At 78.8% G+C, this 208-nt stretch carries 1 protein-coding gene; it reads left to right on the top strand.

Going from position 1 to position 208, the window contains the following annotated elements; genetic code table 11:
* The coding region (locus tag QWY29_RS20915) for a DUF3105 domain-containing protein (RefSeq protein WP_300963121.1) at window positions 1-208 on the top strand (208 nt) is incomplete at both ends.

Here is a 208-nt window from a genome sequence, read left to right as displayed (position 1 = left end):
GCTGCCCGCCAACGGCATCCTCTCGCCCTACCCGGGCCTGCCCGCGCCCGTCGTCGTCACCGTCTGGGGTCGCCAGCTGCGGCTCGGCGGCGCCGCCGACCCGCGCCTCGGCCTGTTCGTCGAGCAGCTCGGCGGCGGACAGACCGCGCCCGAGCCGTTCGCGTCCTGCGCGGGCGGCGTACCCGATCCGCAGGGCGGCGAGGGCACG

Origin of the sequence: Nocardioides abyssi (assembly GCF_030412915.1) — a bacterium.
Lineage (GTDB): Bacteria > Actinomycetota > Actinomycetes > Propionibacteriales > Nocardioidaceae > Nocardioides > Nocardioides abyssi.
This window is presented reverse-complemented; position numbering and strand designations above follow the sequence as displayed.